Genomic DNA, 1,009 nt, shown 5'->3' on the forward strand with positions numbered 1-1,009 from the left:
CTTTTTGCGGTGGGGGGCTGTTTACTGCTGCAGCAGCGACAGCACACCCTGCGGCAGCTTGTTGGCCTGGGCCACCATGGCGGTACCAGCCTGTTGCAGGATCTGGGTGCGTGACAGGTTGGCGGTTTCCATCGCGAAGTCGGCATCCACGATGCGGCCCTTGGCGGCGGCCAGGTTTTCCACCTGGATGCTGATGTTGCTCACCGCGCTCTCAAACCGGCTTTGCAGCGCACCCAGGTTGGCGCGGGCCGAGTTCACCTGGTCGATGGCGGCATCGATCTTCTTGATCGCCACCCAGGCATTGCGCTGGGTATCGATGCTCAGCGTGTCGATACCCAAGGCATCGGTAGAGGTATTGGTGGCACTGATCTGCGAGGCCAAACTGGCGGCAGCAAAACCGGTGCCGGTGGCCGAGAAGCCCGCCAGGGTGACCGCGGCCGGGTCGCCATTGGCATCCAGCCTTTGCGACACCAGATCAAAGCGGTAGCTCTGGTCGTCGTTTTGCGACAGATAGGCAGTGACACCGGTGTCGGACGATTTGCGGTTGATGGCTTCCACCACCTGGCCCATGCGTTCTTCGCCAGAGCTGGCGGCCTTGACGGAGCCCAGATCGATGGCTGCGGCAGAACCGGCCACCGAAATCGTCAACACATTGGAGGCAATAGAGGTCAGCACGGTGACGCTGCTGGCGGCCACGGCGCTGGCCGACTGGTCATAAGCGTAGGCCACATCGGCCAGGCCCTTGGCGGTGGAATTGGTCAAAGCCCCCAGGGAAGCCACATCGCCCGAGTTGGCACCCACCTGGAACACCGCACCGGCAAAGGAGCCGTCCAGAATCTTTTTGCCGTTGAACGAGGTTTGCTTGGCAATGCGGTCGATTTCATCGGTCAACTGGCCCACTTCGGCCTGCAGCGCGGCGCGGTCGGCCTTGCTGTTGGTGGCGTTGCCCGCCTGTACCGCCAGTTCGCGCATACGCTGCAGCATGTCGCCGACCTTGCCCAACGCGCCT

1 protein-coding gene is annotated in these 1,009 nt (G+C 62.9%); it reads right to left on the reverse strand.

Features of this window, described 5'->3' with window-relative positions:
- Nucleotides 1-21: 21 nt before the first annotated feature.
- The coding region (locus AC097L_RS26590; RefSeq protein ID WP_479589683.1) for a flagellin at nucleotides 22-1,009 on the reverse strand (988 nt) is incomplete at its 5' end.

Source organism: Rhodoferax sp. RT5P35 (genome assembly GCF_056521385.1).